The 26,563-nt window shown below is 71.4% G+C and carries 25 protein-coding genes; 16 read left to right on the plus strand and 9 right to left on the minus strand.

Annotated features, from left to right (window positions below):
* Window positions 1–43 precede the first annotated feature (43 nt).
* Window positions 44–3,415, plus strand: a complete 3,372-nt coding sequence (locus tag BMW85_RS06125) for an ATP-binding protein (RefSeq protein WP_091077972.1) — start codon at window positions 44–46, stop codon at window positions 3,413–3,415.
* Here BMW85_RS06125 and BMW85_RS06130 read toward each other — a convergent pair.
* Window positions 3,405–3,923: a hypothetical protein gene (locus BMW85_RS06130; RefSeq protein WP_091077974.1), complete on the minus strand. Its 519-nt coding sequence runs from the start codon at window positions 3,921–3,923 to the stop codon at window positions 3,405–3,407. The two genes, BMW85_RS06125 and BMW85_RS06130, sit on opposite strands and share 11 nt — an antisense overlap.
* A 156-nt stretch (window positions 3,924–4,079) precedes the next feature.
* Here BMW85_RS06130 and BMW85_RS06135 point away from each other — a divergent pair, with 156 nt between their 5' ends.
* A complete protein-coding gene (locus BMW85_RS06135; RefSeq protein ID WP_091077976.1) occupies window positions 4,080–4,622 on the plus strand; it encodes a DedA family protein in 543 nt (180 codons plus the stop codon).
* Here the strand turns inward: BMW85_RS06135 and BMW85_RS06140 are convergent.
* Window positions 4,619–4,819: a YegP family protein gene (locus BMW85_RS06140; RefSeq protein WP_091077979.1), complete on the minus strand. Its 201-nt coding sequence runs from the start codon at window positions 4,817–4,819 to the stop codon at window positions 4,619–4,621. The two genes, BMW85_RS06135 and BMW85_RS06140, sit on opposite strands and share 4 nt — an antisense overlap.
* A 102-nt stretch (window positions 4,820–4,921) precedes the next feature.
* Here BMW85_RS06140 and BMW85_RS06145 point away from each other — a divergent pair, with 102 nt between their 5' ends.
* Window positions 4,922–5,758, plus strand: coding sequence for a D-alanyl-D-alanine carboxypeptidase family protein (locus tag BMW85_RS06145; protein ID WP_245774652.1), 837 nt, complete (start codon window positions 4,922–4,924; stop codon window positions 5,756–5,758).
* On the opposite strand, the gene BMW85_RS06150 is transcribed toward BMW85_RS06145, so the two are convergent.
* Window positions 5,759–6,280: a hypothetical protein gene (locus BMW85_RS06150; RefSeq protein ID WP_091077983.1), complete on the minus strand. Its 522-nt coding sequence runs from the start codon at window positions 6,278–6,280 to the stop codon at window positions 5,759–5,761.
* 118 nt (window positions 6,281–6,398) lie between these two features.
* Between BMW85_RS06150 and BMW85_RS06155 the strand changes: the two genes are divergently transcribed.
* Window positions 6,399–6,692 carry a hypothetical protein gene (locus tag BMW85_RS06155; protein WP_091077984.1) on the plus strand — a complete coding sequence of 98 codons (294 nt, stop codon included), beginning with the start codon at window positions 6,399–6,401 and terminating at the stop codon, window positions 6,690–6,692.
* Window positions 6,693–6,710: 18 nt separating this feature from the next.
* Here BMW85_RS06155 and BMW85_RS06160 read toward each other — a convergent pair whose 3' ends face one another.
* Both BMW85_RS06160 and BMW85_RS48135 read right to left on the minus strand, forming a co-directional pair.
* The gene (locus BMW85_RS06160; RefSeq protein ID WP_091077987.1) at window positions 6,711–6,974 is read right to left on the minus strand and encodes a DUF4235 domain-containing protein; all 264 of its coding nucleotides are present in this window, start codon (window positions 6,972–6,974) and stop codon (window positions 6,711–6,713) included.
* 167 nt (window positions 6,975–7,141) lie between these two features.
* The gene (locus BMW85_RS48135; protein ID WP_143082115.1) at window positions 7,142–7,495 is read right to left on the minus strand and encodes a hypothetical protein; all 354 of its coding nucleotides are present in this window, start codon (window positions 7,493–7,495) and stop codon (window positions 7,142–7,144) included.
* Between the two features lie 22 nt (window positions 7,496–7,517).
* Between BMW85_RS48135 and BMW85_RS06170 the strand changes: the two genes are divergently transcribed.
* Window positions 7,518–7,961 carry a hypothetical protein gene (locus BMW85_RS06170; RefSeq protein WP_091077993.1) on the plus strand — a complete coding sequence of 148 codons (444 nt, stop codon included), beginning with the start codon at window positions 7,518–7,520 and terminating at the stop codon, window positions 7,959–7,961.
* A 344-nt stretch (window positions 7,962–8,305) separates the two neighbouring features.
* On the opposite strand, the gene BMW85_RS06175 is transcribed toward BMW85_RS06170, so the two are convergent.
* Together BMW85_RS06175 and BMW85_RS06180 are read right to left on the minus strand one after the other, a co-directional pair.
* Window positions 8,306–9,124 (minus strand): TrmH family RNA methyltransferase, encoded by an 819-nt coding sequence (locus tag BMW85_RS06175; protein WP_091077995.1) that lies wholly within the window; start codon window positions 9,122–9,124, stop codon window positions 8,306–8,308.
* A gap of 19 nt (window positions 9,125–9,143) precedes the next feature.
* Window positions 9,144–9,917 carry a DUF4184 family protein gene (locus tag BMW85_RS06180; protein WP_091077997.1) on the minus strand — a complete coding sequence of 258 codons (774 nt, stop codon included), beginning with the start codon at window positions 9,915–9,917 and terminating at the stop codon, window positions 9,144–9,146.
* A 124-nt stretch (window positions 9,918–10,041) separates the two neighbouring features.
* Here BMW85_RS06180 and BMW85_RS06185 point away from each other — a divergent pair, with 124 nt between their 5' ends.
* The 11 genes from BMW85_RS06185 to BMW85_RS06240 all read left to right on the plus strand — a co-directional run bounded on the left by BMW85_RS06185 (window position 10,042) and on the right by BMW85_RS06240 (window position 24,337).
* Window positions 10,042–10,677, plus strand: a complete 636-nt coding sequence (locus tag BMW85_RS06185) for a cation diffusion facilitator family transporter (protein ID WP_177240515.1) — start codon at window positions 10,042–10,044, stop codon at window positions 10,675–10,677.
* A 191-nt stretch (window positions 10,678–10,868) separates the two neighbouring features.
* Entirely contained in the window at window positions 10,869–12,638 is a 1,770-nt protein-coding gene (locus tag BMW85_RS06190; protein WP_245774653.1) for a substrate-binding domain-containing protein, read from the plus strand.
* Between the two features lie 101 nt (window positions 12,639–12,739).
* Entirely contained in the window at window positions 12,740–14,362 is a 1,623-nt protein-coding gene (locus BMW85_RS06195) for an RNA polymerase sigma factor (protein ID WP_091077999.1), read from the plus strand.
* 287 nt (window positions 14,363–14,649) lie between these two features.
* Window positions 14,650–15,021, plus strand: a complete 372-nt coding sequence (locus BMW85_RS06200; protein WP_091078002.1) for a hypothetical protein — start codon at window positions 14,650–14,652, stop codon at window positions 15,019–15,021.
* Complete coding sequence (locus BMW85_RS06205; protein ID WP_091078004.1) at window positions 15,018–16,151, plus strand: GNAT family N-acetyltransferase; 1,134 nt, start codon at window positions 15,018–15,020, stop codon at window positions 16,149–16,151. The genes BMW85_RS06200 and BMW85_RS06205 overlap by 4 nt, the downstream gene beginning before the upstream one ends.
* A gap of 149 nt (window positions 16,152–16,300) precedes the next feature.
* On the plus strand, window positions 16,301–17,134 hold the full coding sequence (locus BMW85_RS06210; RefSeq protein WP_091078006.1) for a glycosyltransferase family 2 protein: 834 nt from the start codon (window positions 16,301–16,303) through the stop codon (window positions 17,132–17,134).
* Window positions 17,135–17,155: 21 nt separating this feature from the next.
* Window positions 17,156–18,097 (plus strand): glycosyltransferase family 2 protein, encoded by a 942-nt coding sequence (locus tag BMW85_RS06215; protein ID WP_091078009.1) that lies wholly within the window; start codon window positions 17,156–17,158, stop codon window positions 18,095–18,097.
* The gene (locus BMW85_RS06220) at window positions 18,094–18,897 is read left to right on the plus strand and encodes a polysaccharide deacetylase family protein (RefSeq protein ID WP_091078011.1); all 804 of its coding nucleotides are present in this window, start codon (window positions 18,094–18,096) and stop codon (window positions 18,895–18,897) included. Before BMW85_RS06215 ends, BMW85_RS06220 begins: the two co-directional genes overlap by 4 nt.
* Window positions 18,890–20,206: a lipopolysaccharide biosynthesis protein gene (locus BMW85_RS06225; RefSeq protein WP_091078013.1), complete on the plus strand. Its 1,317-nt coding sequence runs from the start codon at window positions 18,890–18,892 to the stop codon at window positions 20,204–20,206. Before BMW85_RS06220 ends, BMW85_RS06225 begins: the two co-directional genes overlap by 8 nt.
* 8 nt (window positions 20,207–20,214) lie before the next feature.
* On the plus strand, window positions 20,215–23,064 hold the full coding sequence (locus BMW85_RS06235) for a hypothetical protein (protein ID WP_177240516.1): 2,850 nt from the start codon (window positions 20,215–20,217) through the stop codon (window positions 23,062–23,064).
* Window positions 23,065–23,227: 163 nt separating this feature from the next.
* Complete coding sequence (locus BMW85_RS06240; protein WP_245774654.1) at window positions 23,228–24,337, plus strand: DUF418 domain-containing protein; 1,110 nt, start codon at window positions 23,228–23,230, stop codon at window positions 24,335–24,337.
* Here BMW85_RS06240 and BMW85_RS06245 read toward each other — a convergent pair.
* Window positions 24,318–25,061: a nucleoside/nucleotide kinase family protein gene (locus BMW85_RS06245; RefSeq protein WP_091078022.1), complete on the minus strand. Its 744-nt coding sequence runs from the start codon at window positions 25,059–25,061 to the stop codon at window positions 24,318–24,320. The genes BMW85_RS06240 and BMW85_RS06245 overlap by 20 nt on opposite strands.
* A gap of 21 nt (window positions 25,062–25,082) precedes the next feature.
* Window positions 25,083–26,474: a GH39 family glycosyl hydrolase gene (locus tag BMW85_RS06250; RefSeq protein WP_245774655.1), complete on the minus strand. Its 1,392-nt coding sequence runs from the start codon at window positions 26,472–26,474 to the stop codon at window positions 25,083–25,085.
* Window positions 26,475–26,563 lie beyond the last annotated feature (89 nt).

Consider the following 26,563-nt stretch of genomic DNA (forward strand, 5'->3'; position numbering starts at 1 on the left):
ACCTTGTGCGCGATTCGTAGGCCCGCATAGCGTGGCGGCTGACATGGTGGCGTTCCGAGTTCTGGGGCCAGTCGAGGCGTACGAACACGACGACGGACTCGACCTGGGCGGGTTGCGGCAGCGAGCCGTCCTCGCCCGACTCCTCGTGGCCAGGGGCCAGGTCGTCCCTGTTGACACCCTTCTTTACGACCTGTGGGACGACGACGCGGCCAAGGGCGCACAGTCGGGCCTCCAGGTCTACATCTCACGCCTGCGCAGGGTGCTCGAACCGGGCCGCCCGCGCGGCGGCCCCAACCGCCTGCTGGTGACCGTCGCCTCCGGCTACGCCCTGCGGGTGGCCTCCGACCAGGTCGACGCGCTCCGGTTCGAGCAGCTCGTCCGGGCGGCGGGCGAGCACCTGGAGGAGGCCGACCCGCAGTCGGCGCGCGGCCGGCTGGAGAAGGCGCTCGGGCTGTGGCGCGGCACCCCCTACTCCGACTTCGCCGACCAGCAGTGGGCCGAGGCCGAGGTCAACCGGCTGACCGAGCTGCGGCTGGTGGCCCGCGAGCGGCACTCCGACACCGGGCTGCGCCTCGGCCTGCACGCCGAGACCGTGCCCGACCTGGAGGCGCTGACCACCGAGCATCCGCTGCGCGAGGAGGGCTGGCGGCTGCTGGCGCTCGGCCTCTACCGCTGCGGCCGGCAGGGCGACGCGCTGGCGGCCCTGCGCCGCGCCAGGAACATCCTGGCCGACGAGCTCGGCATCGACCCCGGCCCCGCGCTGCGCAAGCTGGAGTCCGACATCCTCGCCCAATCGCCCGAGCTGGACCTGGCGCTCCCGGCGCGGCCCGCGCGCCCGGCCCCGGCCGCCGGCGACACCTGGCCGCCCCGGCCGGCCGCCGCGGTCGAGCCGCCGCCGCTCGACCCCGAGCCGTTCGTCGGCCGCGACGCCGAGCTCGCCCGGCTCACCACGGCTGCCTCGCGCACCGGCCGCTTCCAGGTGGCGGTGGTCACCGGCGTGGCGGGCGCGGGCAAGACCACGCTGTTGCGCCGCCTGGAGGGCCAGCTCGGCGGCGACGGCTGGATCACCGCCTCCGGCGCCTGCCCCGACTCCAGCGCCACCCCGCCCGGCTGGGCCTGGGTGGAGATCCTGCGCGCGCTCGTCGGCATGACCGGCGCCGGCGAGTACGCCCAGCTCCTCGCCCCGCTGCTGGACGACGCCGCCCCCGACCCCGACGAGGACGAGGTCTCCGGCGGCTTCCGCCTGCACCGCGCGGTCGGCGGCTACCTCGCCGGGGTGGCCAAGCGCGCGCCGGTGCTGCTCACGGTCGAGGACCTCCACTGGGCCGACGACCAGACGCTCGCGCTGCTGCGCGCGCTGCCCAGCCTGCTGGCCACCAGCCGGGTGCTGCTGGTGGTGACGTGCAGGGAGAGCGAGCTGGACGACGCCCAGTCCGACGTGCTGGCCTCGCTGGCCCGGCTGGGGCCGGTCCGCGTCGGCCTGTCCGGGCTCGACCCGAAGGCCGTGGCCGAGCTGGTCCGGGCGACCTGCGTACGCGAGATCGACGAGGACGCGGTCGAGTCGATCGTCGAGCGCACCGCCGGCAACCCGTTCTTCGTACGCGAGACCGTGCGCCTGCTCGACTCCGAGGGCGCGGCCGACCGGGCCAGCGCCACCGAGGTGCTGTCGCGGGTGCCCTCCGGCGTCCGCGACGTGCTGCGGCGGCGCATCTCGCGGCTGCCGTCCGGCGCGCAGCAGATCCTGCTGCAGGCGGCGGTCATCGGCCGTGACGTCGACCTCGACGTGCTGATCGCGGTCGCGGGCGACGAGGACGCGGTGATCGAGGCCGTCGAGGCCGCGCTGCTCGCCGGGCTCGTCACCGAGCCGGGCCCCGGGCTGCTGCGCTTCGACCACGACCTGGTGCGCGACACCATCTACTCCGACGCCTCCCGTCTGCGCCGCGCCCGGCTGCACGCGGCCGTGGCGGCGGTCATCGAGCAGCGCACGTCCTCCGACGTGGCCGCGCTCGCCCACCACTACTTCCTCGCCGACGCCGCCGACAAGGCGGTGCGCTACGCGGGACTCGCCGCCGAGCAGGCCGAGCGGCGCTTCGCCCACCGTGAGGCCGCCTCGCTGTGGGAGCAGGCGATCGCCGCGTTCGACCGTTCACGTGGCGACGAGCAGACCGAGCAGCCCGAGCGGGCCAAGGAGCGGCTGCGGCTGATGCTGCGCCAGATCAGGGCGCTCGCGGTGTGCGGCGACATGACGGCGGCGCGGCTGCTGCGCCGCCAGGCCATGGACGCCGCGCTGCCGCTCGGCGACCTGGAGCTCACCGCCAAGGTCGCGGCCTCGCTGGCCGTGCCGCACAAGGGCATGGCCCGCGACTTCACCCGCACCGCGTGGGAGATCGTGGACGTCACCGAGCGGGCGCTCGTCGAGCTGCCCGCCGGCGAGCAGCGGCTGCGGGCGAGCCTGCTGACGACGCTGGCCCTGGAGCTGGAGGGCTCCTCCTCCCCCGAACGCGGGCGGGAGGCGTCGCTGCAGGCGCTGGAGCTGGCCAGGGAGAGCGGCGACCCGACGCTGATCGCGGCGGCGCTGAGCGGGCGGCTGCGGCAGTCGTACGACATCCCGGCCGTGGACGCGCGCGAGAGCATCGGCAGGGAGCTGCTGGAGGTGGCGCAGCGCTCCGGGCAGATGGCCACGCAGGCGCTGGCCCACCTGGTGCTGCTGGAGTGCGCGGCGGCGCGGGGCGAGTTCGCCGCGGCCGACACGCACGCCGCCGCCGCCGACCAGCTGGCCAGGCAGTACGACCTGTCCGCCCCGGCCGCGGTGGTCGTCTGGTACCGCGGCATGCGGTTCATGATCTCCGGCGACTACGCGGGCGCCGAGCGCGCCTACCGCGACGCGGCCAGGATGACCCAGCGCGCGGGCATGCTGGAGGGCCGCCAGGACCTCCCGCTGATCACCATGTTCTGCCTGCACCTGGTCGACGGCCGGGCCGCCGAGATGGTCGACGTGCTGGCCGACGCCCACCACCGGGGCGCGAAGTGGACGCTCGACGCCTACGCGCTCGCGCTGGCCTCCGCCGGGCACGTCCCCGACGCCAAGGCCGTCGCCTCCGTCCGCCCGCCGGTGCGCCCCGACTTCCTGTACGAGCTGGCGATGACCTGGCGGGCCCTCGCCGGGATGCTGCTCGACGACCGCGAGCGGATGGTCGACTGCTACGACAAGCTCAAGCCGTTCGCCGACCGGGTGGCGGGCGCGGGCACCGGCGTGGTCGCGCTGTGGCCGGTGGCGCTCACCCTCGGCGACCTGGCGGTCCGCCTCGGTCAGCCCGACGCGGCCCGCGAGCACTACGAGAAGGCCCTGGAGGTCGCCGAGCGGGTCGGCGTGCCGCGCTGGGTCGAGGCGGCGCGGCGCTCGGTCAGCAGCTGACCAGGAAACGGTCGCTCCTGGCGGGCGCGGCGCCTTCGGCCAGCACCTCGACGCGATACCAGCCGGGGTTGCCGGAGATCCGGGGGCGCCACTCGACCGCCCGCTCGCCCGCGGCGAAGCCGCCGTGCTCGGTCAGGAAGGTGCGCCAGGTCCCGGTGGCGGGGCTCCAGCGGGACAGCCGCCAGCGGTAGAGCGCGCCCTGGCCGGGGGCTGCCTCGGTGAGCAGGCTGCGGGCGACGTACGAGGGGGCGCAGCCGGCCGCGCCGTCGGCCGTGACGGTGACCGCGCCGGCCCGCGCCGACGTGGGAGTGGCGGCGACCAGGGGGCGGGCGATCGGCATCTCGCGGGCCGACAGCGTCACGGTCCGTACCGGGGCGGCGGCCGAGCGGGCGTTGCCGTAGGCGGACAGGCCGACGTAGGCGCTGGTGAAGGCCAGCGCGGCCACGAACAACCTGGCCGCGTTCGCGGTGCCACCGGCCAGGGCGGCCCTGCTTCTCGTCGTCGGCATCGTCAACACCCCTTCTTGCTCACACCTAGAGTGGAGCCGGGCGGTTGAGCGCTGCTTGTCCCCTGGTTGCACCGTTTGCGATCGGCTTGCGGGCGGGTGTGGCACTCGGCCCGCCGCGCGAATAAGGTTAGGGTTACCTAACGCAGTGGAGGGGTGGTGAGCCGGAACATGTCGGCCGCGTTGATCGCCGTTCCCGCCCCCGACACGCCCTACTGGCTCAACCTGCCCTACTGGCTGGTGGGCGTCATCCTCATGATCGCCCTGTTCGGCGCGTTCCAGGTCTACTACTGGGTCGGCCGCAGGCTCGGCGAGAAGCTCTACGAGTCGCGAATCGGGCGCAAGGTGGGCCGGGCCCGCATCGAGGCGGTCGAGCGGGTCGTCGAGAAGTGGGGGGCGCTCGCCGTCTACGGGTGCTTCTGGGTGCCGGGGCTGCGCCACACCCTGCCCTGGGTGGCCGGCGCTCTGCGGGTCTCCTACCCCTGGTACGTCGTCGCGAGCGCGCTCGGCTGCCTGACCTGGGCGCCGCTGTGGTGGTTCGGCGGCGCGGCGGCCCTCTGGGGCTACGTGCAACTGGCCTCCCACTCGCCCGTCGCCGCCGCGGCCGTGGCCGTGCTGGTCGCCGGCGCGGTGGCCGGGTTCGTGGTGTGGCGCAGGAGGCGGCGGCGCGCCACGACGGACGAGGAGGCCGTGGCCGCCTAGGCCGGCGCCTGGCCCGCCTGGCTGCGGTCCTCGACGACCGCCTCCGGGGCGCTTCTCCGCACCGTCTCGATGCCGTTCACGCAGGCGGCCTTGCTGGTGAAGCCCTCACCCACCGCCAGCGTCTGCCCATTGGCCGCGACCAGCGCGAACCGGTAACCGCCGCGCCCGTCCTCGGTGATGATGAACCTGCCCGCCACGGCTGTTCCCCCTTCGATCTAGCATTCATTTACCCCCGCCCGAGGGGGCTTTATGGCGAAGCTAGGCAAACGAACTCTTGATCTCCTGCCACCATGTTTGGCATGCGTATTGCGGGATTGATGGGCTCTGCCGCGCTCGCCGTGCTTGTCGGCTTCGCCACCCCAGCGGTGGCGGCCGACGCTCCCAAGGTGAAGGCGGCCGAGGCGTACGTGGTCGACTCGGCCGGAACGATCCACTTCGGCAAGCGGCAGAGCCGGCGGGTGCCGGTCGCCAGCCTGGTCAAGGTCATGACCGCGTACGTCGTGCTGCGCGAGGGCCGGCTCACCGACACGATCACCGTCACCGAGGCCGACGTGAAGGACGCCGTCAGAGAAGGCGCCACCACGGCCGGGCTGCGCGCGGGCGAACGCCTCACGGTCAGGGACCTGCTCCACGGGCTGCTGCTGCCGTCGGGCGCCGACGCGGCCAGCGCCCTGGCCAGGCGCTACGGGCCGGGCAAGACGGCGTTCGTCGCGAAGATGAACCGCACCGCCCGGGCCCTCGGCCTGGCCGACACCCGTTACACCAACGCCGACGGCATGCCCACGCCCGGCAACGGCGGCTACTCGACCGCCGCCGACCAGGTCAGGCTGGCGCAGCGGGCGCTCGCGAACAGCACGTTCCAGGCCATGGTGGGGGCGAGGACGTACAAGGTCGGCAAGACCGCCGTGCACCGGGCGCACACCTGGCGCAACTCCAACGAGCTGCTCTCCCGCTCCGCCGACGTGCTGGGCGTCAAGACCGGCTACACCAGGGCGGCCGGCTACTGCCTGCTGTTCGCCGCCGAGCGGAACGGCGTCCAGATCGTGGGCGCGCTGCTGCACGACGGCAAGGACGGCCGCTTCACCACGGCCGAGCGGCTGCTCGACTACGCCGCAAGGCGGATCGCGGAAGGCTGATCAGCCGAACGTCATCGTCCCCGTGCCGGTCAGACGGCTCAGCCCTTCGGTGGCGCAGGAGACGAGGCCCGCGTCCGGCGTCAGGCCGCCGCTCGCCCGGCGGCCCTTGAGCGGGCCGTAGGTCACCGTGCCGGTAAGCAGGCTGTCGGCGGGGCGATGGGTGGCCAGGCTGCCCGCGCCGCCGCTGATCGTGGAGGTGCCGAGGGGGCGGCCGTCCCAGCCGAACCAGATGACGCTCGCACGGCCGCGTACCCGGGCGGCGCTGGTGCAGGAGGTGTCGGCGGTGACGCGCAGGGACACCCAGCCGGACCGCAGGGCGGAGGCCGAGCCGTCCGGCGAGACGCACCCGGTGAGCTGCAGGTTGCCCCGTACGGTGACCCGCCGGGGCGTCAGCCCGACGGTCGGCGTGAAGCTCAGCGACCGGCCGGGCGGCGTCGCGACCGCGCAGGTCAGCGCGGCGGGTGGAGCAGCGTACGTGGTGCGCGTCGCGACCGCCATCGCGATGATCCACCCCAGGTCCATGAGCCTCCCCTGTCACCCACCGTCATGGCGGAGTCACAGGCGGCAGCATATGCCGAACCCCGTTCGCTTCGTGCCTGCCACAGGTAGGGTGGGCCTCCCTCCTCGACAAAGGAAAAGCATGGCGGCATTCATCGAGGTCCGCACCACGGTCGAAGGCCACGAGAAGGCGGCGGTTCTGGCGCACGAGATCCTGGGGGCGGATCTCGCCACCTCCATCGACATCGACGAGGTGCCTTCCCCCTCCTCATCCGCCGAGACGTCCACCTGGCGGCTCACCCTGATCACCACGGACGCGCACGCCCCCGCGATGGAGGCGCTGATCAGGTCGGCAGGCCCCGCCGGCCCGATCGAGAGCAGACCGGTCACGTACGACATCGACAACTATCCAGACTGGATGCCCGGCCACCCTTGACCGGCCCCCGATCGGACGTCAGCCCTTCGCGCCGTTCCTGACCGCCCGGCGGTGGAAGGTCTGCGCGCCCGCGCGGTGCACCGCGGCCTTGACCAGGCCGAAGATCGCGCCCTGCAGCGCCGCGGCGACCAGGATCTCCGCCCACCCGCGCTCCAGGTCGTCGGCGTCCGGCGCGTCCTCCTCCCCCGACGCCATCGTCCACACCCGCTTGAACAGCGCGGCGGCCAGCGCGGCGCTGAGCATGCCCATCCCGAGCGACAGCGTTTTCTCTACGGCGTGCATCTCATCCTCTCCTCGACGACGCTGCTTGCCCGTGCCCCGTGTGAGCCGCCTAAACCCGTTTGAGCCAGCAAGTGCAGAGGTGGATCCGCCGGAAACCCCGTGCCTGTCGGGGTTGCCGGGCATGATGGCCAGCTATGCCAGCGCGTCGCTCGCCCAACACCCGGCCGTCACGTGACGAGCTCTCGGATGATGCCGTTCTGACCCAGTTCGGCAACAGACTCAACCCGGGGTTCTGCATTTTCCCGTTCCGAAGTCAGCTTCGTATCGGGGAGAAGGGCCTGTCCCTCACCATCGGTGAGCGCAGCGTCAAAGAGATGGTTGACCTGATGTACCGCGGCCGGCGAAGCGCGAGCATGCACGACGGGGTCAGGTACACGACGGCTGGCAAACTGCGAGCAGCAGGCTTCCTGATTGTCCTGGATGGGGGCAAAAGAAACCCTGACCATGTGTCTGTCTGCCTGGACGGAGATACTGATTGGACCGACGATGAGAGTGCGCGCTTTAGTGAGTGCTTTGGCCAACCGGTTTGGATGGAGGACGGCGATGCCTGAGCTGGTACATCTCCAGTTCGGCGCGAAGCCCTGGGAGCCCTCCGAGACCTCCAGGGTCATCGCGGTGTACGACAAGCACGACCGGCCGACCTGCGGGCTCATCGAGCAGCAGGGGCACATGTTCCTCTTCGACTGCGTCGAGGGCCATGCCTGGGACATCAATGTGTGGGCCTACGTCGAGGTAACCGAAGATCAGATCGCGGAGCTGACGGCGGCCGAAGGCGCGGAGTTCGCGGCGACCGTCGATCGGGCCCTCAAACGCGTGCCGCTCGTAGCAGCTCTCGCGGTCGGGGACCGGCTGGAAATGGCCCACGTCCTGGGGCCCGAAGAAACGGGACCGAACGCGTACACGAGCATCATGGAAGCCGTGCTCGCGAAGATCGAGCGCGGCACGAACGCGGCCGAGACGCTGCGCAGAGTTCAGCTTGTCACTTGATTGGGCGTGCCGACGTGAAGAGCCCCTGCCCGGCCGGCCTCCTTGCCGGCGGTTGACCGAGCGGGGGCTCCGCCCTGCGGCAGCCGAGCCTCGAACTCATGCGTCCGGCGCGGTGTCGCGGGCCTCGGTCTGAACGCCCGAGCGGTCGTACCGGTCATCCCGGCCGGCGCGCCGACCCGCACATGTCCCACCTCACGCGGCCGACTCGGCCCAGCCCGCTGGTGTCTCCTGCACGGCACGGATGAACCGCTCGGGCTCGCCCTCGGCGGTGATGTCGGGGGCCAGCAGCTGTGGTCAGTGCCGTCATCGTCCAACCCTGCCGCCGACCACAAGGTCCGATCGAGCTACGCCTGGCCGGTGTTGCGCATCAGGCCGTGGCAGGCGATGGCCGCCGCGGCCACCACGTTGAGCGAGTCGACGCCCGCCGCCATCGCCGTCGCGCTCATCGGGATGCACACCGCCTGGTCGGCCTCCTCCAGCCAGTGGGACGACAGCCCGTCCCCCTCGGAGCCCAGGAGCAGGGCCACCCGGTCGGACAGTTTCACCGTGTCGATCGGCGTGGCCTTCTGGTCCGGCGTCAGGGCCAGCGTCTGGAAGCCCGCCTCGCGCAGCCGGGACAAGCCTTCGTACCAGTCGTCCATGCGGGCGTACGGGATCGAGAAGACCGCCCCCATCGACACCTTGACCGCGCGGCGGTAGAGGGGGTCCGCGCACCGGGGGGAGAGGATGACCGCGTCCACTCCCAGCGCCGCCGCCGACCTGAAGATGGCGCCGATGTTGCTGTGGTCGACCAGGTCCTCCAGCACCAGCAGGCGGCGGGCTCCGCCCTTGAGCAGGCGTTCCACGGACGGCAGCGGGAGGCGTTCCATCGAGGCGAGGGCGCCGCGGTGGACCTTGAAGCCGGCGATGCCGGCCATGATCTCGTCGCTGACGACGTAGACGAGGGCGTCGCCGAGGACGTCGGCGAGTGAGGGGAGCCAGCGGCGGGTGGTCAGGACCGAGCGGATGGGGTAGCCGGCGCCGATGGCCCGCCTGATGACCTTCTCGCCCTCGGCGAGGAAGAGGCCGCGCTCGGCCTCCAGGCTCTTGCGCAGCTCGACGTCCCGCAGCCGGGTGTAGTCGGAGAGGCGGGGGTCGTCGGCGTCGGTGACGTACTCAAGCACCTCTCGATAGTGCCAGTGCTCAGGCGCCGTCCGGGACGGCCGGGCGGCGCCGTCTGAGCTGCCAGAGCGCGGCGTAGCAGGCGAGGACCAGGCACAGGCCGACGACGGTGCCCGCGCCGGTCTTGGTGAGCACGCTGGGCAGGCCGAGCGCCGGGTTCGGCTCGTCCACCAGGGGCCAGACGAGCGCTCCGGCGACGATGCCCGCCGCGCAGGCCGCGAGGACGCCGCCGCGTACGCGGGCGGGGACGGCGAGCCGTTCGGGCACCGGCGCGGGCGCCATCCGGGCGAGGCCGCGCCAGGCCCACCACACGACGGCGGCGAGGCCGGCGGCCGAGGAGGTGTACTGCAGGACCCGGAAGAGCGGCAGCACCCCGAGGACCTCCACGGAGAGCCAGTCGCCCCAGAGTGCGGGGCCGGTGGAGTGGGTGAAGGAGTCCCAGGCGACGTGGGTGGCGGCGCCGATCAGGGCTCCGGCCAGGATGGGGGCCGGCCGGAGCCGCGCGGGCGCGAGCAGCGCGGCCCGGCCGGCGAGCGCGGGCGGCAGCAGGGCGGTCAGGGGGTCGCGGAGGACGCCGTGGAACAGCGCCACCAGCAGCACCGCCGCGGCCAGGTCGAGGGTGAGCACGCCGGTCCAGGAGTGCCAGTCGGTGTAGTCGGGCAGGAACGGCAGGAAGATCGGCAGGTCGGGCACCATCGCGCCCACGGCCAGCGCCCAGGGGTCGGCGAGGCGGCGCACCCGGGCCGCCGAGACCAGCGGCAGCACCGCCGCGATGTGTGCGGGCGTGAACGGCATCGGTTTCTCCCCCTCGTCGCTGCCATTATCGGCCGATCTTGACCATCCCTTGCCGGGCCGGACGCCGTTCTCGCGTACGGTGACGGGTACGTAACTCTCTGTTGCCGGGCTCGGGAGGTTCGTCATGTCTGAACAGCGGATCGATGAGCGCCTCGCGGTGTCGGCGGAGTGGCTGGGCGACGCCCGCGCGGCCCGCGCGCTCTCCCTGGTCACGCTCGGCTGGCTCGGCGTGGAGAGCACGCTCGGCCTGGTGGCGGGGACGGCGGCGCATTCGGTCGCGCTCATCGGCTGGGCGCTGTCCGCGCTGGTGGAGGCGGCGGCCAGCCTGATCGTGCTGTGGCGGTTCACCGGCTCGCGCACGCTGTCGCCGGGTGCCGAGGGCACGGCGCGGCGGGCGGTCGCCGTGAGCTTCTGGCTGCTGGCCCCCTATCTCGTCGCGCACGTGGCGTACGACCTGGGCGAGGGGCATCGGGCGGCGCCGAGCGCGCTCGGGATCGTGGTGACGGCGGTCAGCCTGGCCGGCATGCCGGTGCTGGGCCTGGCCAAGCGCCGGCTCGGCCGCAGGCTGGGCTCGGCCGCGACCGCGGGCGAGGGCACCCAGAATCTCATCTGCGGCGCGACGGCGGCCGGGGTCCTGATCGGGCTCTGGCTCAACACGCTGGGCTGGTGGTGGGCGGACCCGGCGATGGCGGTGGCGCTCGCGGTGGTGGGCGTTCGGGAGGGCGCGCGGGCCTGGCGTGGCCACGCCTGCTGCCACTGACCGCGTACGGTCGAGGATCCTCGCACCGCCTGTCACCGGTCCCGCAGCGGCCCCGTGTGGTCGCCGTGCGTCATCACCGCACCAAAAGGGCTGTTTTGCACCACTGACCGCACCGAGTATCGTTCCCGGAGTATTGCGGAGCAACTCCCGCTAGGGTCTCCGGAAGGTCACGACTCACCGAAGAGGACATCGTGGGGCGACACCGCACAGACGAGCTCGACGGCGGATACCGGGCCGCCGAACCCCCCTCGCGCCGCAGGGCGCGCAGCAGCCGGGGCCGCGTGCTCGTGCCGCTGGCCGGCGCCGTGGCGCTGGCGGTGCTCCTCGGTGTGGCCGCGTTCGTCATCTTCAACCGCGACCACGACTGCTCGGACGGCAAGCTCGCGCTGCGCGTCGTCGCCACCCCCGACATCCAGCCGGCGCTCAACAAGATCGCGGGCAACTATAACAAGGCCATGCACTCGGTCGACAGCAAGTGCGTGGACGTGACGGTGACCAAGGAGTCGGCGGCGAGGACCGCCAACGCGATCGCCGCGGGCAAGTCGAACGCGGACTTCTGGGTGGCCGACTCCAGCCTGCTGCTGGAGAGCATGCGCGCGGCAGGTGGGGACGGGCTGCCGCGCCCTGACGGCTCCGTCGCGCTCTCCCCCGTCGTGCTGGCGACGGCCAAGACGTCCGCCGCGAAGCTGGAGGGCACGCTCAAGCCGAGCTGGACCTCGCTGATCGCGGCGGCGAACGTGGCCAACGTGGACGGCCCGGGCAGGAAGGTCCGGGTGCTCGCCCTCGACCCGCAGAAGAACTCGGCCGGCCTCACCGCGCTGCTCGCCGCCGCGGGCACGGCCAAGGCGGCCAAGCAGGACAAGGCGCTGGTGGGCGCGCTCAAGGAGCTGTCGGGCCAGCTCGCCTCCGACTCCTCGGCCCTGCTGGCCAGCCTCACGGTGAAGTCGGGCAGCCGGGTGCCGGTGGGCGTGGCCTCCGAGCAGGCGGTCTACCTCCACAACACGCGCAAGCCCGAGGCCCCGATCGTCGCCCTCTATCCCGAGGAGGGCACGCTCAGCCTCGACTACCCGGTGACGATCCTCACCAAGGACGCCGCGACGCTCAAGGCGGCGGCGAGCTTCAAGAAGGAGCTGTCCGGCGACTCCGCCAAGAAGATCCTGCGCGAGGCCGGGTTCCGCAGCGCCGACGGCAAGGCGGGCGACAACCTGTCGAAGGAGAAGGGCTTCGCGCAGGAGACGCCGCAGGCGCTGACCCCGCCGGACGCGGCGACCGTGACGCGGATGGTGCAGACCTGGTCCCGGCTGAACCTCGGCACCCGGCTGCTCACGCTGCTCGACGTCTCGGGGACGATGGCGCTGCCGGTGCCGGGCACGGGCATGACCCGCATGCAGGCCATCAACAAGATCGCCACTGAGGGGCTGGCGCTGTTCCCCGCGGACTCGGAGCTGGGGCTGTGGACGTTCTCCACGCACCTGGACGGGCAGGGCAAGGACTGGCGGGAGCTGGTGTCGGTCGGCCCGGTCAGCGAGTCGATCAACGGCGTGCTGCGCAAGGAGATGCTGGTCAGTGCGTTCGCGCAGACGCAGGCCAAGGCCACCGGCGACACCGGGCTGAACGACACGGTCAAGGCGGCCTACGCGCAGCTCAGCAAGACGTACAAGGAAGACAAGATCAACACGCTGCTGATCCTGACGGACGGCGCGGGCAACGACGACCCCGACGGGGGCCTGTCCAACGCCGGGCTGCTGGACTACCTCAAGAAGACTTACAACCCGAAGCGGCCGATCAGCATCCTGCTCATCGCGTTCGGTCCTGAGGCGGAGAAGGGCAAGCAGCAGATGGACGCGGTGGCGAAGGCCACGGGTGGCGAGGCGTACATCGCCAAGGACGTCCTCCAGGTCCGCGACTTCTTCCTCCAGGGCATGGAGCGCCGGCTCTGCACGCCCAACTGCGACGGCTGACGTTTCATGCCCATCGGGCATGACGGGCGAACCCTCCCGAAAAGGGGCGCGTCCTCTCCGCGTGGGGCTCACAAGCCCGTCTACCCGCGGGGAGGGAATCCGTGCCTGGATGGCCGACCGTCGATCGCGCCGCTGACCACGAGCTGGTGGAGGCGTTGCGGCGCGCGGACACCGACGCCCCCGCCGCGCTCTTCGACTCCTACGGCGAGCGGCTGCACGACTACGCCTACCGCCTGACGGGCGAGCCGGACCTGTCGGCCGACGCCGTGCACGACGCCCTGGTCAGCGCCCAGGGCTGGATCGAGCGGCTGAGGGAGCCCGGCCGGCTGCGGCCCTGGCTGTACGCGCTGACCAGGTCCCAGATCGGTGCCCGCCTGGCGCACCGCGGCACGCCGCCGCAGGGCCCGCCGCTGCCCGACCTGGACGAGGAGCCCGATCCCGAGCTGGCCGACCTGGTGCACGAGACGCTGGGCGAGCTGTCCGGCGTCGACCGCGAGGTGCTGGAGCTGTCGCTGCGCCACGGTCTCACCCCGTCCGAGGTCGGCGCGGTGCTGGCGCTGACCTCGCGGCAGGCCGCGGCCCGGCTGGCCAGGGCCCGCGACCACGTGGAGATCGCCGTCGCGGCCGTGGTGCTGGCGAGGACCGGCCGGGCGCACTGCCCGGACCTGTCGGCGATGGTCGACTCCTGGGAGGGCCCGCTCACGCCGCTGCTGCGCCGGCGGCTGTCCGGGCACATCGGCGGCTGCGAGGTGTGCGGCGAGCGGCGGCGCGGCCAGGTGGACGGGGGGCGGCTGCTCGATCTGGTGCCGGTCGGGTACCCGCCGCTCTCCCTGCGCCGCCGGGTGATCGAGACCTGCGTGAGCCCCGGGCAGGACCAGACCCGCACCCTGATCGTGGAGCGCGGCGAGGGCTTCGACCGGGCCGGGTTCCCGGTGGCGGGCGAGCGCCGCTCCCGCCGGCGCGGGCCGCGCCGCCTCGCCCCGGTGGTGCTGGCGGGCGCGTGCATGCTGGCCGCGACCGGCACGGTGGTCGTGATCAACGGGGGCGAGATGGCGGACAAGACGTCGCTGCGGTTCGCGCCCGCGCCGGCCGCGCCGGCCGCCTCCGCCGTGCCCTCGGTGTACGAGCCGCCCGCGTACGACGAGCCTTCCGCGTACGACGAGAGCCCTGAGCCGGTGCCGGACCAGGACGGGATGACGCCGTCGCCGGAGCCCAGCCCGTCGGCCTCGCGCCGGCCCGCGCCGGACCGCCGGCCGGCGGCCACCCGCCCGACCACCCGGCCGGCGACCCTGCCCTCCACCCCGCCGAGGCGGGCCCCGGCGCGGAACACCCGCCGCCCGGCCCCGGCGCCCCGGCTCGGCGCGTCCTGCCCGAAGGCGGTCGACGACGGCGTGGCGCAGATCCGGCTGAGCGCCCGGGGGGCCGCGGTGTCCTGGCTGGCGACCGCCGCCCAGGGGCTGGAGGTCTCCCCCGCGAGCGGGTCTATCAAGGCCGGCGGGTCGGTACGGGTCCGGGTGACGGTGACCGCCCCCGAGGACGGGGGCGACGGGCGGGTGTCGTTCACCTCGAACGGCGGCACCTCGACCTGCTCGCTGAGCTGGGACGGCGGCCCGTCCGACGACGCGGGACCGCCCGACCACGACCCCGTGCCGACTCCCACAGAACCCGTCGCGACGCCCACAGGAATGGCGAGTTCTGGATTGGATGGCATGAATCGGGAATAAAGCGGGCATCAACGGACGGTAGATAGCAATTTTCTCGACAAACGGGGATGTAACGGACCCTGACTCGTGTATCCCATGTCGCATAGGGCATTCTGGTGTGCTTGGGGACCGCGTCGGGGCCGGAGATTGCTCGGGTGTGTGCCGAAGATCACACAAGAAACCTCTTCCTGCCGGTAAACCGAGGCGCGTCGCCAAGCGTCGGCATTGACGTGTCCGGGCACGGATTGGTCCCATGAACTGCGATCAATCGTGCTGTGACCAGTTGAGAGCAGGAGAGAGTCAAGGAAATGCTCAAGCAACGCCGCAAGGCCCTCGCCTGGCTGGTGGGGCTCGCTTGCGTCGCCGGAGCAGCGGTGGCGCTGTTCGACATCGAGACGCCGCTGCGCCCGTTCCTGATCTCCTTGTTCCTCCTGGTCGTGCCAGGAGCGGCGGTAGTGGGACTGTTGCGCGATCGTGACCCCCTCGCCGCACTATCCGTAGGAGCCGCGGCAAGTCTCGTCATGAACGTACTGCTCGCCGAGGCCATGCTCCTGTTCGGAGCGTGGTCCCCGAGGGCCGGTGTCGCCACCGTCGCCGTGCTGGGCGGCTTCATGTACGTGCTGCGCGTCTTGTACCGGGGGAAGAGCATGCAGACCGAACAGGGGGCCAGGGCAAGGTGAAAATCCAGGTAGTTCGGCCGGGAGAGCTCGGCGAGGCCGAGCGCGACCGATGGCGTGAGCTGCAGAAGGCCGACCCGAGTCTGGACAACCCGTTCCTGTCGGTCGAGTTCGCCGTGGCTATGGACCGCTTGCGCGACTACGTGAGGGTGGCGGTCATCAGCGACGGCGGCCGGATCGCCGGGTTCTTCCCGTACGAGCGGCACAGCTTCGGCATCGGCAAGCCGCTCGGCGGCTTCCTCACCACGTGCCACGGCCTGATCGCGGGCCCGGAGCTGAAGCTCGACGCCAAGGCGCTGCTGCGCGCCTGCAAGCTCAGCGTGTTCGACTTCGACCACCTGGTGGCCGGGCAGCCGACGTTCGCCCCTTATGAGCAGGACGTCCGCCCCGCCCCCGTGATGGACTTCACCCAGGGCTTCGACGCCTGGCTGGAGCAGGTGAAGTCCAACTCTCCCAAGAACCTCAAGACCGTTCGCTACAAGGAACGCAAGCTCGGCCGCGAGCAGGGCGAGCTCCGTCTCGCCTGGTCCACGATGGATCCGGAGGTCCTGCGGATCCTGCTGGCCTGGAAGTCCGACCAGTACCGCCGCACCGGCCGGGTGGACCGCTTCGCCCAGCCGTGGATCGTCGAGCTGACCGAGATGATGCATGCCGAGAACGCATCGGACTTCGGGGGCGTTCTGACCATGCTCTATGCCGGTGACGTACCGGTGGCCGGGCATTTCGGCCTCCGTACGGCGACCACGCTTGTAGGGTGGTTCCCCGCCTACGACACCGAGTACGCCCGATACTCCCCCGGCATCGTCCACCACCTGCAGATGGCCGAGGCCGCCGCGAAGGCGGGCCTGCACATGGTGGACATGGGCAAGGGCGGCAAGGAATACAAGGACTGGCTCAAGAGCGGCACCCTCTATGTCGCCGAGGGCCGGGTGTCACGGCCGTCCGCGTCAGCGGCCGTGCACTGGATGGGCCGAACTCCTTTGAACAAAGCCCGAACAATTGTCCTCGACCGGCCGTCTCTCTATAGAGCGGCCGACCGCGTCCTCAAGGGTTTCGGTCGGGTGCGCACCTCGATGCAGCAGCAACAGGAGTCACCCAACGCAGTAGCGAACGAAGCGACGGGAGCGCGCTGACCGCTCCCACCCAGCAGTCCGGCATCCCGTACACCCTCACTCCACAGGACCCTCCGATGCACCCTTCACCGGCATCGCCGTTTCCGCAGCACCCGGGAACGGTGCAAGCCGGCTCGCAGGGGAGGGCCCACGGAAGGATATCCCTCGCCATGAGTCCCGAGATCACCAAGCACAACGGCAAGGCCCACACCTCGCCCCTCCGTTCCATGCCGCCGCCCAGCAGCTTCACGCCCGTCACCCCGCACCTCGCCATCTCGCCGACGGTGAGCGTGGTCGTGCCGGCCATGAACGAGGCCGAGAACCTCCCGCACGTCTTCGCCACGATCCCGCAGTGGATCGACGAGATCGTCCTCGTCGACGGCAACTCGACCGACGACACGGTGGCCGTGGCCAGGCGCCTGCGTCCCAACGTCAAGGTGGTCACCCAGACCGGCAAGGGCAAGGGCGACGCCCTGGCCGCCGGTTTCGCCGCCTGCACCAGCGACATCATCGTGATGATCGACGCCGACGGCTCCACCGACGGCCGCGAGATCATCAACTTCGTGGGCGCGCTGGTCACCGGCGCCGACTTCGTGAAGGGCTCGCGCTACGCCTCGGGTGGCGGCAGCGACGACCTGACGGTCAACCGCCGTCTGGGCAACAAGGTCCTCACCGGCATCGTCAACGTGATGTACAACACCAAGTACACCGACCTGTGCTACGGCTACAACGCCTTCTGGGCGCGTCACCTCGACGTGCTCAACCTCGACTGCGACGGCTTCGAGGTCGAGACGCTGATGAACGTGCGTGCGGCGAAGGCTGGGCTTAAGGTGCATGAGGTGCCGAGTCACGAGCGCAACCGCATCCACGGCGAGAGCAACCTGCACGTCGTGCGGGACGGTTTCCGCGTGCTCAAGACCATCCTGAAGGAGTGGCGCCGCCAGCCCAGCGCTCCGCAGCCCGAGCCCACGGCCCGGCCCGCCGCCGACCGGGGCGTCGCGTAATTTTCCGTTAAGAGGCATGTTGTGAACACGTCTGTTGTCATCTGCGTCTACACCGAGGAACGGTGGGAGGACATCAGGCAGGCAGTCGAGTCGGTCGAGAACCAGACACGCCCGGCACACGAGCTGATCCTGGTGGTCGACCACAACCCCGAGCTGCATCTCAAGCTCAAGCGCGAATACCCGCAGGCCGTCGTCGTGGAGAACACCCACGACAAGGGGCTGTCCGGTGGCAAGAACACCGGCGTCGCCACCGCGGCCGGCGAGATCGTCGCCTTCCTCGACGACGACGCGGTCGCCGACCCGGGATGGCTGGAAGCTTTGGAGGAGGGCTTCCAGGAACCCGGCGTGGTGGGCGTGGGCGGCCGCACCGAGCCCATCTGGGCCTCGGGGCGGCGGCCGGGGTGGTTCCCGTACGAGTTCGACTGGACGGTCGGCTGCTCCTACCGCGGCATGCCCGCGGTACGAGCGCCGATCCGCAACGTCATGGGCGGAAACGCCGCGTTCCTGCGCGACGCCGTGTCCGAGGTGGGCGGTTTCCACAGCGGCATCGGGCGCAGCGTGCAGGGACGCAAGTCGCGCCCCCTGGGGTGCGAGGAGACCGAGTTCTGCATCCGGCTGAGCCAGCGCAAGCCGGGCTCGGTGATGCTGTTCGAGCCGCGCGCGCTCATCGGACACAAGGTGTCCGCGCAGCGGGAGCGGTTCGCGTACTTCCGGTCGCGGTGCTACGCGGAAGGGCTGTCGAAGGCGCTGGTGACGCAGGAGGTCGGCACCCAGGACGGGCTGTCGAGCGAGCGCGCCCACGCCATGAAGACGCTGCCGCTGGGCGCGCTGCGCGGCCTCGGCGAGGCGCTGCGCGGCGACCTCGGCGGGCTCGGCCGGGCGTTCGCGATCGTCATCGGGCTGGCCTGGACGACCTGGGGCTACGTGGTCGGCTCCGCGCGCCTGAAGGTGGCACGGTCATGACGCGCGTACCGATCCTGATGTACCACTCCGTCACGGACACGCCCAATGACGACACCAAGCCGCACGCGGTGCGTCCCGGCGACCTGGAGGAGCAGCTCGACCACCTGAAGGGCGCCGGCTTCACCCCGCTCACCCTGGGCGACCTGGTGGCCGCGCTCAACGGGATCGACGGTCACAGCGTGCCGGCCAAGCCGGTCGTGCTGACCTTCGACGACGGCTACGCCGACTTCCACAGCCACGCGCTGCCGCTGCTGGAGCGTTACGGCTTCCCCGCCACGGTCTTCCTGACCAGCGGCTGGGTCGCCGACGCCGGCGCCGAGGCCGCGGGCCGCCCCCTGGACGCCATGCTGTCCTGGGGGCAGGCCCGCGAGGCCGCGCAGACCGGCATCGAGATCGGCGGCCACAGCCACAGCCACCCCCAGCTCGACCAGCTCCGCGACGACGAGCTGCGCCAGGAGCTGCGCAGGAACAAGGGCCTGCTGGAGGAGAAGATCGGCGCGCCGGTCGCCACCATGGCCTACCCCTACGGCTACAGCAGCGCCCGCGTACGCCGCGAGGTGCGCAAGGCCGGCTACTTCGCCGCCTGCGCCGTCAACAACTCGATCGCCGCCGATCGCCACGACATCCTCGCCATCCCCCGGCTGACGGTCGGCAAGGGCCAGACCATCGGCATGTTCAAGCGCGCCGTCGAAGGCAACGCCGTGCCCCTCATCTACCTGCGCGAACGCATCCTCACCAAGGGGTACGCGGTCGTGCGGCGCACGAGGTACGGGCTGCAGCGGGTGCGCGGAAATGTCTAGCGTCCGGGGCAGGATCCTCCACGATCTGCGCAACCCGCTGTTCCGCCAGGGCTACGCCCTCATGGCCAACACCGTGGTCACCGGCGTGCTCGGCATGGGCTACTGGTTGCTTGCCGCGCACTACTACACGCCCGAGGAGTTCGGCCGCGGGCAGGCCGTCATCACCGCGATGCGGCTGTTCGCGTCGCTCACCGCGCTCGGCTTCGTCGGCGCGCTGGCCCGCTTCCTGCCGGTGGCGGGCCGCCGCACCCCTGAGCTGATCCTCAGGGGGTACGGGCTGGCCGCCGCCACCGGGGGGGTGGCGGCGCTCGGCTTCCTGCTGACCCTGCCGATGTGGGGACAGACTTACCAGGTGCTGGGCGGGTTCGGGCCCGGGCTGTTCTTCCTGGGGTCCGTGCTCGTGTGGGCGGTGTTCACGCTCCAGGACGTGGTGCTGACCGGGTTGCGGCGGGCGACCATCGTGCCGTTCAACAACCTCGCCTTCGGCCTGGTCAAGATGGGGCTGCTGGTCGCGCTCGCGGGCGCGCTGCCGTCGGGCGGGATCTTCGTCTCCTGGATGATCCCGACCGCGCTCGCGCTCATCCCGGTCAACTGGCTGATCTTCGGCTTCGTCGTGCCACGGCACGTCAAACAGGCCGATCCGGCGCAGGAGCCACCGCAGTTGCGGGAGGTCGGGCGGTTCCTGGCCGGCGACTTCCCCGGCACGCTGTCGATCCTGGCGATCGTCTACCTGGTGCCCGTGGTGGTCGCCACGCAGGTGGGCGAGGCCACGTTCGGGCGTTTCTCCATGGCCCACACGCTGGCGAGCATGATCGAGCTGCTGGCCATGAACATGGCCGTCTCGCTCACCGTCGAGGGCTCCTTCGACCGGGCGCGGCTCGCCGAGAACTGCCGGCGGGCGCTGCGGCGGGCGTTCATGATCGTGACGCCGATCATCACCGTGGTGATCCTGGGCGCGCCGCTCATCCTGACCATCTTCGGCTCGGAGTTCGCCGAGGAGGGCACGCTGCTGCTGCGGCTGATGTCGCTGGCGGTGCTGCCGCGGGTGCTGATCGAGGTCTACCTGAGCGCGCTGCGGGCGCAGAGCAGGGCGCGCGCGCTCGCGACCGTGCAGATCGGGCTCGCCGCGCTCGTGCTGGTGTCCACCTTGGCCCTGTTCCCGGTCGCCAACGTGAACGCTGTGGGGTACGGACTGCTCCTCAGCGAGCTGCTTATGGCGCTTTTGATCTTTGGAAAGCTACGTAAGATTCTCAAAATTGACGAGACCGGGCGGGAGACTGTCACCCAGGGGTTGTCCGGGGCCTCATGATGGTCAGCGTGAGGCAACCGGACGGCGATGGCATCAGAATGGTGAGCGGCGGCTCCTCGGACGTGCATGGGAACAAGGAGGAGTCGGACGTGCCCTTCGACCCGGACGCTACGGGGATCATCCCCAGACTGACGTTCGACGAGGCGCCCTCCGGCGGCGACGCCCCTGCTGATCGCGCCGGCAAGAAGGACGCCGACGGCAAGGGCTCCGGCTCCGTTCCTGCCGACGGGGACGCCGCTGTTGACGGGGGCACGGCTGTCGACGACGACGTCGACGACCGGGCCGCGGACCAGACCGCCACTTTCCGTATCCCCTCCGCCCTTCACATCGGCCGCCCGCCGACGGCGAAGGAGGCCGAGGCCGCCGACCTGGCGAGCGCCGGAACGGTGTCGATGCCCGTTCTCACGGAGACGGAGGCGGACTCGGAGACGGCGGAAGAGGCGTCGACGTCCGCAGGTGCGTCCGAGGCGGTGGAGGCGACGCGGGCCGTGTCGCGGGCGTCCATACCGCTTCGTACGGATGCGCCCGGCGAGTCGCAGGCGGCGGCCGGTCCGAGCGCGGCGGCTCCCGTCGCGGGACCCACGCCCGCTCCCGCTCCCGCGCCTGCCGCCGCGCCTGCGACGGCGCCCGCTGTCGAGCCCGTGCCTGCGCCCGCTGTCGCCCCCAAGGGGGGCGCCGCGCCCAAGAGGGCCAGGGCGGCGGGTGGCGTGATGGGGCGGCTCGGGGCGTTGGTGGCCAGTGCGCCCACGTGGCTGCCCGTCCTGCTGGTGCTGGAGGGCCTGGTCATGTACGTCCTCGCCCTGAAGGTCCCCCCGGGGCCCTTCCGTGGCGTGGATCCCTCCAAGATCGACGGCCTGGGGCTGATCTCCGCCCTCCCGCCCACGGCGTTCCTGGCGATCCTCATCATGATCGTGTCGTTCTTCGTCACGGTCGCCCAGAGCACCGACCGCAAGTTCCTGCTGCTGTTCCAGATCGCCGCCATCACGTTCGCGCTGCACGGCGCGGGCGCGCTGGTCGCGTCGGAGCCGCGGTTCCCGACCGCCTACATCCATGCCGGTTTCGTGGAGTTCATCAGCAGGACCGGCGAGTCGGCGATCAGCATCGACGCCCGCATGGGCTGGCCGGGCTTCTTCGCGTTGTTCGCGTTCGTCACGAAGGCGGCCGGCATCCAGGACATGACGACGATCCTCCAGTGGACGCCGCTCCTGTCCAACCTGCTCTATCTGCTGCCGTTCGTCCTGATCCTGCGTCAGGTGGTGGCGACGACGCGGGCGCGCTGGTTCGCGGCGCTGCTGTTCGTGCTGGTGCAGTGGATCGGCCAGGACTACTTCTCGCCGCAGGGCTTCACGTTCGCGCTCTACCTGGCGTGGGTGGCGATCCTGCTGCGCTGGTTCGGGCGGGTGGAGCCGCGCACCAAGCCGATCCCGGCGAAGGGGCTGCGCAGGCTCATCGGCCGGCTGGACGCGATGACGCCGGGCGAGCTGGCCAACACCGGGACCTTCCGTGCCGACAAGCTGCTCATGTTCATGCTGCTGGTGGCGCTGTTCCTGGCGTCGGTGGCCTCGCACCAGATCACGCCGTTCATGATGCTGGGCGTGCTGACGGCGTTCCTGATCGTCAAGCGGACGTCGCTGACGTGGGCGCTGCCGTTCTTCCTCGGGCTGGCGGTGCTGGCCTGGATCAGCTACATGACGGTCGGCTTCTGGTCGAGCCAGATCGACGCGATCTTCGGCGGCCTCGGCAACATCCTGCAGAACCTGCGCAGCAACACCGGCGACCGCATCGAGGGCAGCGACCCGGCGCACGCCATGGTGCTGCAGGCCCGGCTCGGCATCCTCGTGGTGATCCTCAGCCTGGCCGCGACCGGTCTGGTGCGGCGGCTGCGACGCGGCGTGTTCGACCGCTCGGCGCTGATCCTGCTCTGCGTGCCCGTGCTGGCGCTCGGCCTGCAGAGCTACGGCGGCGAGATCGGGCTGCGGATCTACATGTTCGCGCTGCCGGGGGCGTGTCTGCTGGCCGCGTACGCCTTCTTCCCCAACCTGCCGGCCGACAGCGCGGACGTGCGCGAGGAGACCGTGCCGCTGCGCAGGCGCAACGTGCGCTTCGACCCGCAGCTCACCAAGAAGCTCTCGGTGGTGCTGGCGGCCTGCTTCGCGGTGCTGTTCGCCTTCGCGTTCCTGATGGCGCGCTACGGCAACGAGAAGTTCGAGCGGGTCACCACCGGCGAGGTGGAGGCCCTGCACCACGTCTACGCGAACGACAAGCCGAGCGCCCGCGTGCTCTACCTGGTGCCCAAGCTGGGGCCCGAGGTGACGCCCACCATGCCGTGGGGCGAGCGGGACGTCGAGATCGTCAGCTTCAACGTGCAGGCGCTGGTCCACAAGGATCCGTCCCAGATCGCGGACGCGGTCAAGGCGCTGCAGGAGCAGCCCCGCAACTCCTACCTGATGGTGAGCCGCGGCCAGGTGAGCTACCTGCAGCTCAACGAGGGCTATCCGGCGGACTGGGGCGAGCGGTTCCGCGCGGCGCTGGACGCCTCGCCCGACCTCAAGCGGGTCTACTCCAACGACGACGCGGCGCTCTACACCTGGAAGAAGTTCGTCCGCGGCACGGAGACGCCGGAGCCGAGGCCGTACAAGACGGGCCGGGGTGAGCCGACTTCGCCGTGGACACCGGTCGGCATCGCCGCGCTGGGCCTGACCTGGGCTACTCTCTTCGGATACGAGGTCATCCGGCTCAACGGCCCCAACCGGGCGCGACGCGCCAGGAGGCGGCTGCTCTACCTGGCGATCCCCTCGTTCGTGGTGGCGTTCGCCGTGATTATTGAGCGGTTCCTCTATATCGCGGCAAATAACTAACTTCGTTCACAGGAAACTCTCAGGATGTGCGGAATGATGACCCGTGATGAGATCACAGCAGGCACGTTCCACAATCCCGGACGCAGCACCCGTAACGGGTAGAGGCTCGCGGATCGCCTCAGTCGACGCGCTGAGGGGCTTCGCGCTGCTGGGCATCCTCGTGGTGAACATCGCCTTCCTGGCCTCCGGCTACCGGATGGCCGGGCAGGCGGAACCGGCGTTCAACGCGCCGCTCGACTGGGCGGTGCGCTGGGCCGTGACGCTGTTCTTGGAGAACAAGTTCTACCTGCTGTTCTCCTTCCTGTTCGGCTACAGCTTCACGCTCCAGCTCGGCTCGGCCGCCCGGCAGGGCCGCCGCTTCACGCCGATGTTCGTGCGCCGGCTCGGCGGGCTGTTCGTGCTGGGGATGGCGCACGCGGTGCTGCTGTTCCCCGGCGACATCCTGACGACGTACGCGGCGGTGGGCATCGCCCTGCTGGTGCTGCGCCGGATCACGCCCCGGGCGGCGGTCCTGCTGGCCGCCGGGCTGACGGCGCTGCTCGCGCTGGCGTTCGTGCTGCTGGCCGTCATGACCTCGGCCGGGCTGGACATGAGCCACACCGTCGCGGACACGGCCGCCGAGGCCGCCCGCTCGGACGCGGCGCTGGTCGGCGGCTTCGCGCAGATCGTCGAGGAGCACGTACGCAAGCTGTCGCTGATCCTCGTCCTGCGGGTGTTCTTCCAGGGGCCCGCGGTGCTGGCCGCGTGCCTCATCGGGCTGGCCGTGGGCAAGCTCGGCCTCCTGCACGACACCACCGCCCACCGGAACGCGCTGCGCAAGCTCCAGTGGATCGGCTTCACCGTGGGACTGTCCGGGGCGCTCTTCTACACCGCGTCGGCCTGGACCGGCACGGCGCACAAGTTCTGGGGCGAGGCGGTGGACCTGGTGACGGCGCCGCTGCTGGCGGCGGCGTACGCGGCCACGTTCCTGCGGCTGCTGCCGCGCCTGCCGCGCCTCGGCCACATCCTCGCCGCGCCCGGCCGGATGGCACTGTCCAACTACCTCGCGCAGTCGCTGATCTGCTCGCTGATCTTCACCGGGTACGGCTTCGCGCTCATGGACCGGGTCAGCCCGCCGCTGGAGGTGCTGATCGCCTGCGCCGTCTTCGCCGCCCAGGTCGGCTACAGCCGGTGGTGGCTGCGACGGCACAGGTACGGGCCGGTGGAGTGGTGGCTGCGGCACCTGACGTACTGGCGCCGCCCCGCCTCCGCCGTCATCCAGCCGGACGGATGAGGCGAGGGCTATCGAAGGCGGTGTTGTCCACGATCGCGTCCGCGCGCTCCATCGGGCCGGCCTCGGCCAGGTAGACGCGCGCGGCGACGAGGTAGCGGTCGCGGTGCACCGCCTCGGCGGCCGCTCCGGCCCAGTCCTGGTCGCGGGCGGCGCCCCGGCGGACCGAGAGCTCGGCGTCGACGTCGATCCAGATCCGGTAGTCCCAGTAGCCGTCGAGCTCGGGGCGGAAGGCGAAGACGCCGTCGGCGACGAGCACCGCGTCGGCGGTCAGCGGGGTGGTGGTGGCCGAGTGGTCGACCTGGGTCAGGGGGTCGATGGAGCACAGGGCGCACTCGGCGGCCTCGGGCGAGCGGAAGGGGTCGAGCAGGACGCGCTTCAGCGTGTCGTAGTCGTAGGCGTTGCGGTAGTAGCCCTCGCCCGACTCGCGGTCGTACAGGTGGCGGTCCTTCCACGGCCTCTTGAAGTCGTCGAGGGTGGCGCGCATGACCGTGCGGCCACGGGCGGCGAGCTCGGCGGCCAGCTCGTGGCCGAAGCTGGTCTTGCCGGCCGCGGTGAGGCCGTCGAGGCCCACCAGCAGCCGGCCGGAGCCGCGGGCGAGCACGCGGGCGGCGAGCTCGGCCACGAGCCGGGCGCGGCCGGCGGAGGCCGGCGGCGGGACCGGCTGCTGCCAGGTCGAGACCGAGTAGTGGACGTCGGACGGCTGCGGGGGCGACTCCTGGGGCACGGCCTCACGATAGCGACGGGCCTACGCGCCGCCCCGACCGGCCCACTTGATCTCGTACGGGGCGAAGGAGACCGACCGGCCGTCCACGGTGGCGGTCAGCTGCTCGCCCGTGGTGTTGACCATGACGACCTGGCGTTCCTGGCCGAGCGCCTTCACCCTGGGGTCCGAGGACTGGACGTCGGTCAGGCGGGTGCCGTTGGGGAACCATCGGGTGAAGCCGCTCAGCAGCCCCGCCATCGGCAGCTCGCCGCCCACCTTGGGGGACCACAGGCAGCCGGGGCACTCGCCCTCGTCCTTCTGCTGCGGGTTCCAGTAGAGGGCCGTGGTCACGCCGCTGCGCGCGAACTCCATGAGCGCCGCGGCCTGGACCGCCGTGCGCTTGTCCTCGCTCCAGCCGGAGTTCTCCGGCTCGACGTACCATTCGGCCCACCACACCGGCAGGTCGCCGCTCTGCTGCCGCAGCCAGCCGGTGATCGCGCCGAACTTGCCGAGCGCGGTGAAGTCGTCGGGAACGTTCCCCTTCTCGTCCGCCATCGAGGCGCCGTCCACGACGATGAAGTCGGCGCCCTTCTTGTGCTGCAGCCAGTAGCTGATCGCGTCGAGCGCCCGCTGGTCCACGGTGCCCCACGGCCCGCTCAGATCGGAGCGGGTGTCGGGGCTCGTGCTGTTGCCGATCGACATGTAAGGCCCGCCGACCTGGATGTCCTTGTCGACCTTCTTCAGCGCGTCGTAGACCTTGTTGTACATCTCGGTGTAGCCGCGGGCGTCCCACTTGTTGGTGGTCGGGTCCCAGAAGCCCTTGAACTCGTTCCACACCATGTAGTGCTTGACCGTCGGGTACTGCTTGGCCACCCGCGCCGCCAGCGCGGCGAAGTCGTCGAAGTGCTCGGGCTCGGGCGCGACCGTGTGGTTCTTGCTCCAGTCCGTGCGGCCGGCCTGCCCGCCCTTCATCCAGTCGGGCGCGCAGCACAGCGTGATGACCGGCACCGCCCGCGCCGAGGACATGAACGTCAGCCGCCGGTCGAGGTCGCGGAAGCTGAACCGGCCGGGGCTCGGCTCCGGGTTGCCCACTCCCCAGCCCATGATGTGCTGGTTCTGCAGCATCGGCACCCGTCCGAGCACGCCCCTCGCCTGCTCGACGACCTCCTCGGGCTCGTTGTCCGCGCTGTACTGGGTGTGGGTGACACCCCAGCGCGGCCAGGCGTCCAGCTGGGGCGGCGCCTCCAGCGTGGGGGCGGGCGCCTCGGGCTGGGCCGTGGCCACCTCGCTGCCGGAGAACCCCTCGCGGGACTTCGAGCGCATCGAGGCGTAGACCATGATGCCCGCCACCAGGACCACCGCGAGGATTCCCGCTCCCACGGCGATGGGCCAGGGCGATCGTCGGCGCGCGTGCCGGCCGTCGGTCGGAATCACGGAGGGCTCCTCACGGAAGGTGGCGGAACGTTCGAGGGCCGGGCGACAGGCCCGGCCCTCATTAAAGTAGTAGCTCCGCTTGCATGCGG

Source organism: Nonomuraea wenchangensis (genome assembly GCF_900111685.1).
In the GTDB taxonomy this organism is placed as follows: Bacteria; Actinomycetota; Actinomycetes; order Streptosporangiales; family Streptosporangiaceae; genus Nonomuraea; species Nonomuraea wenchangensis.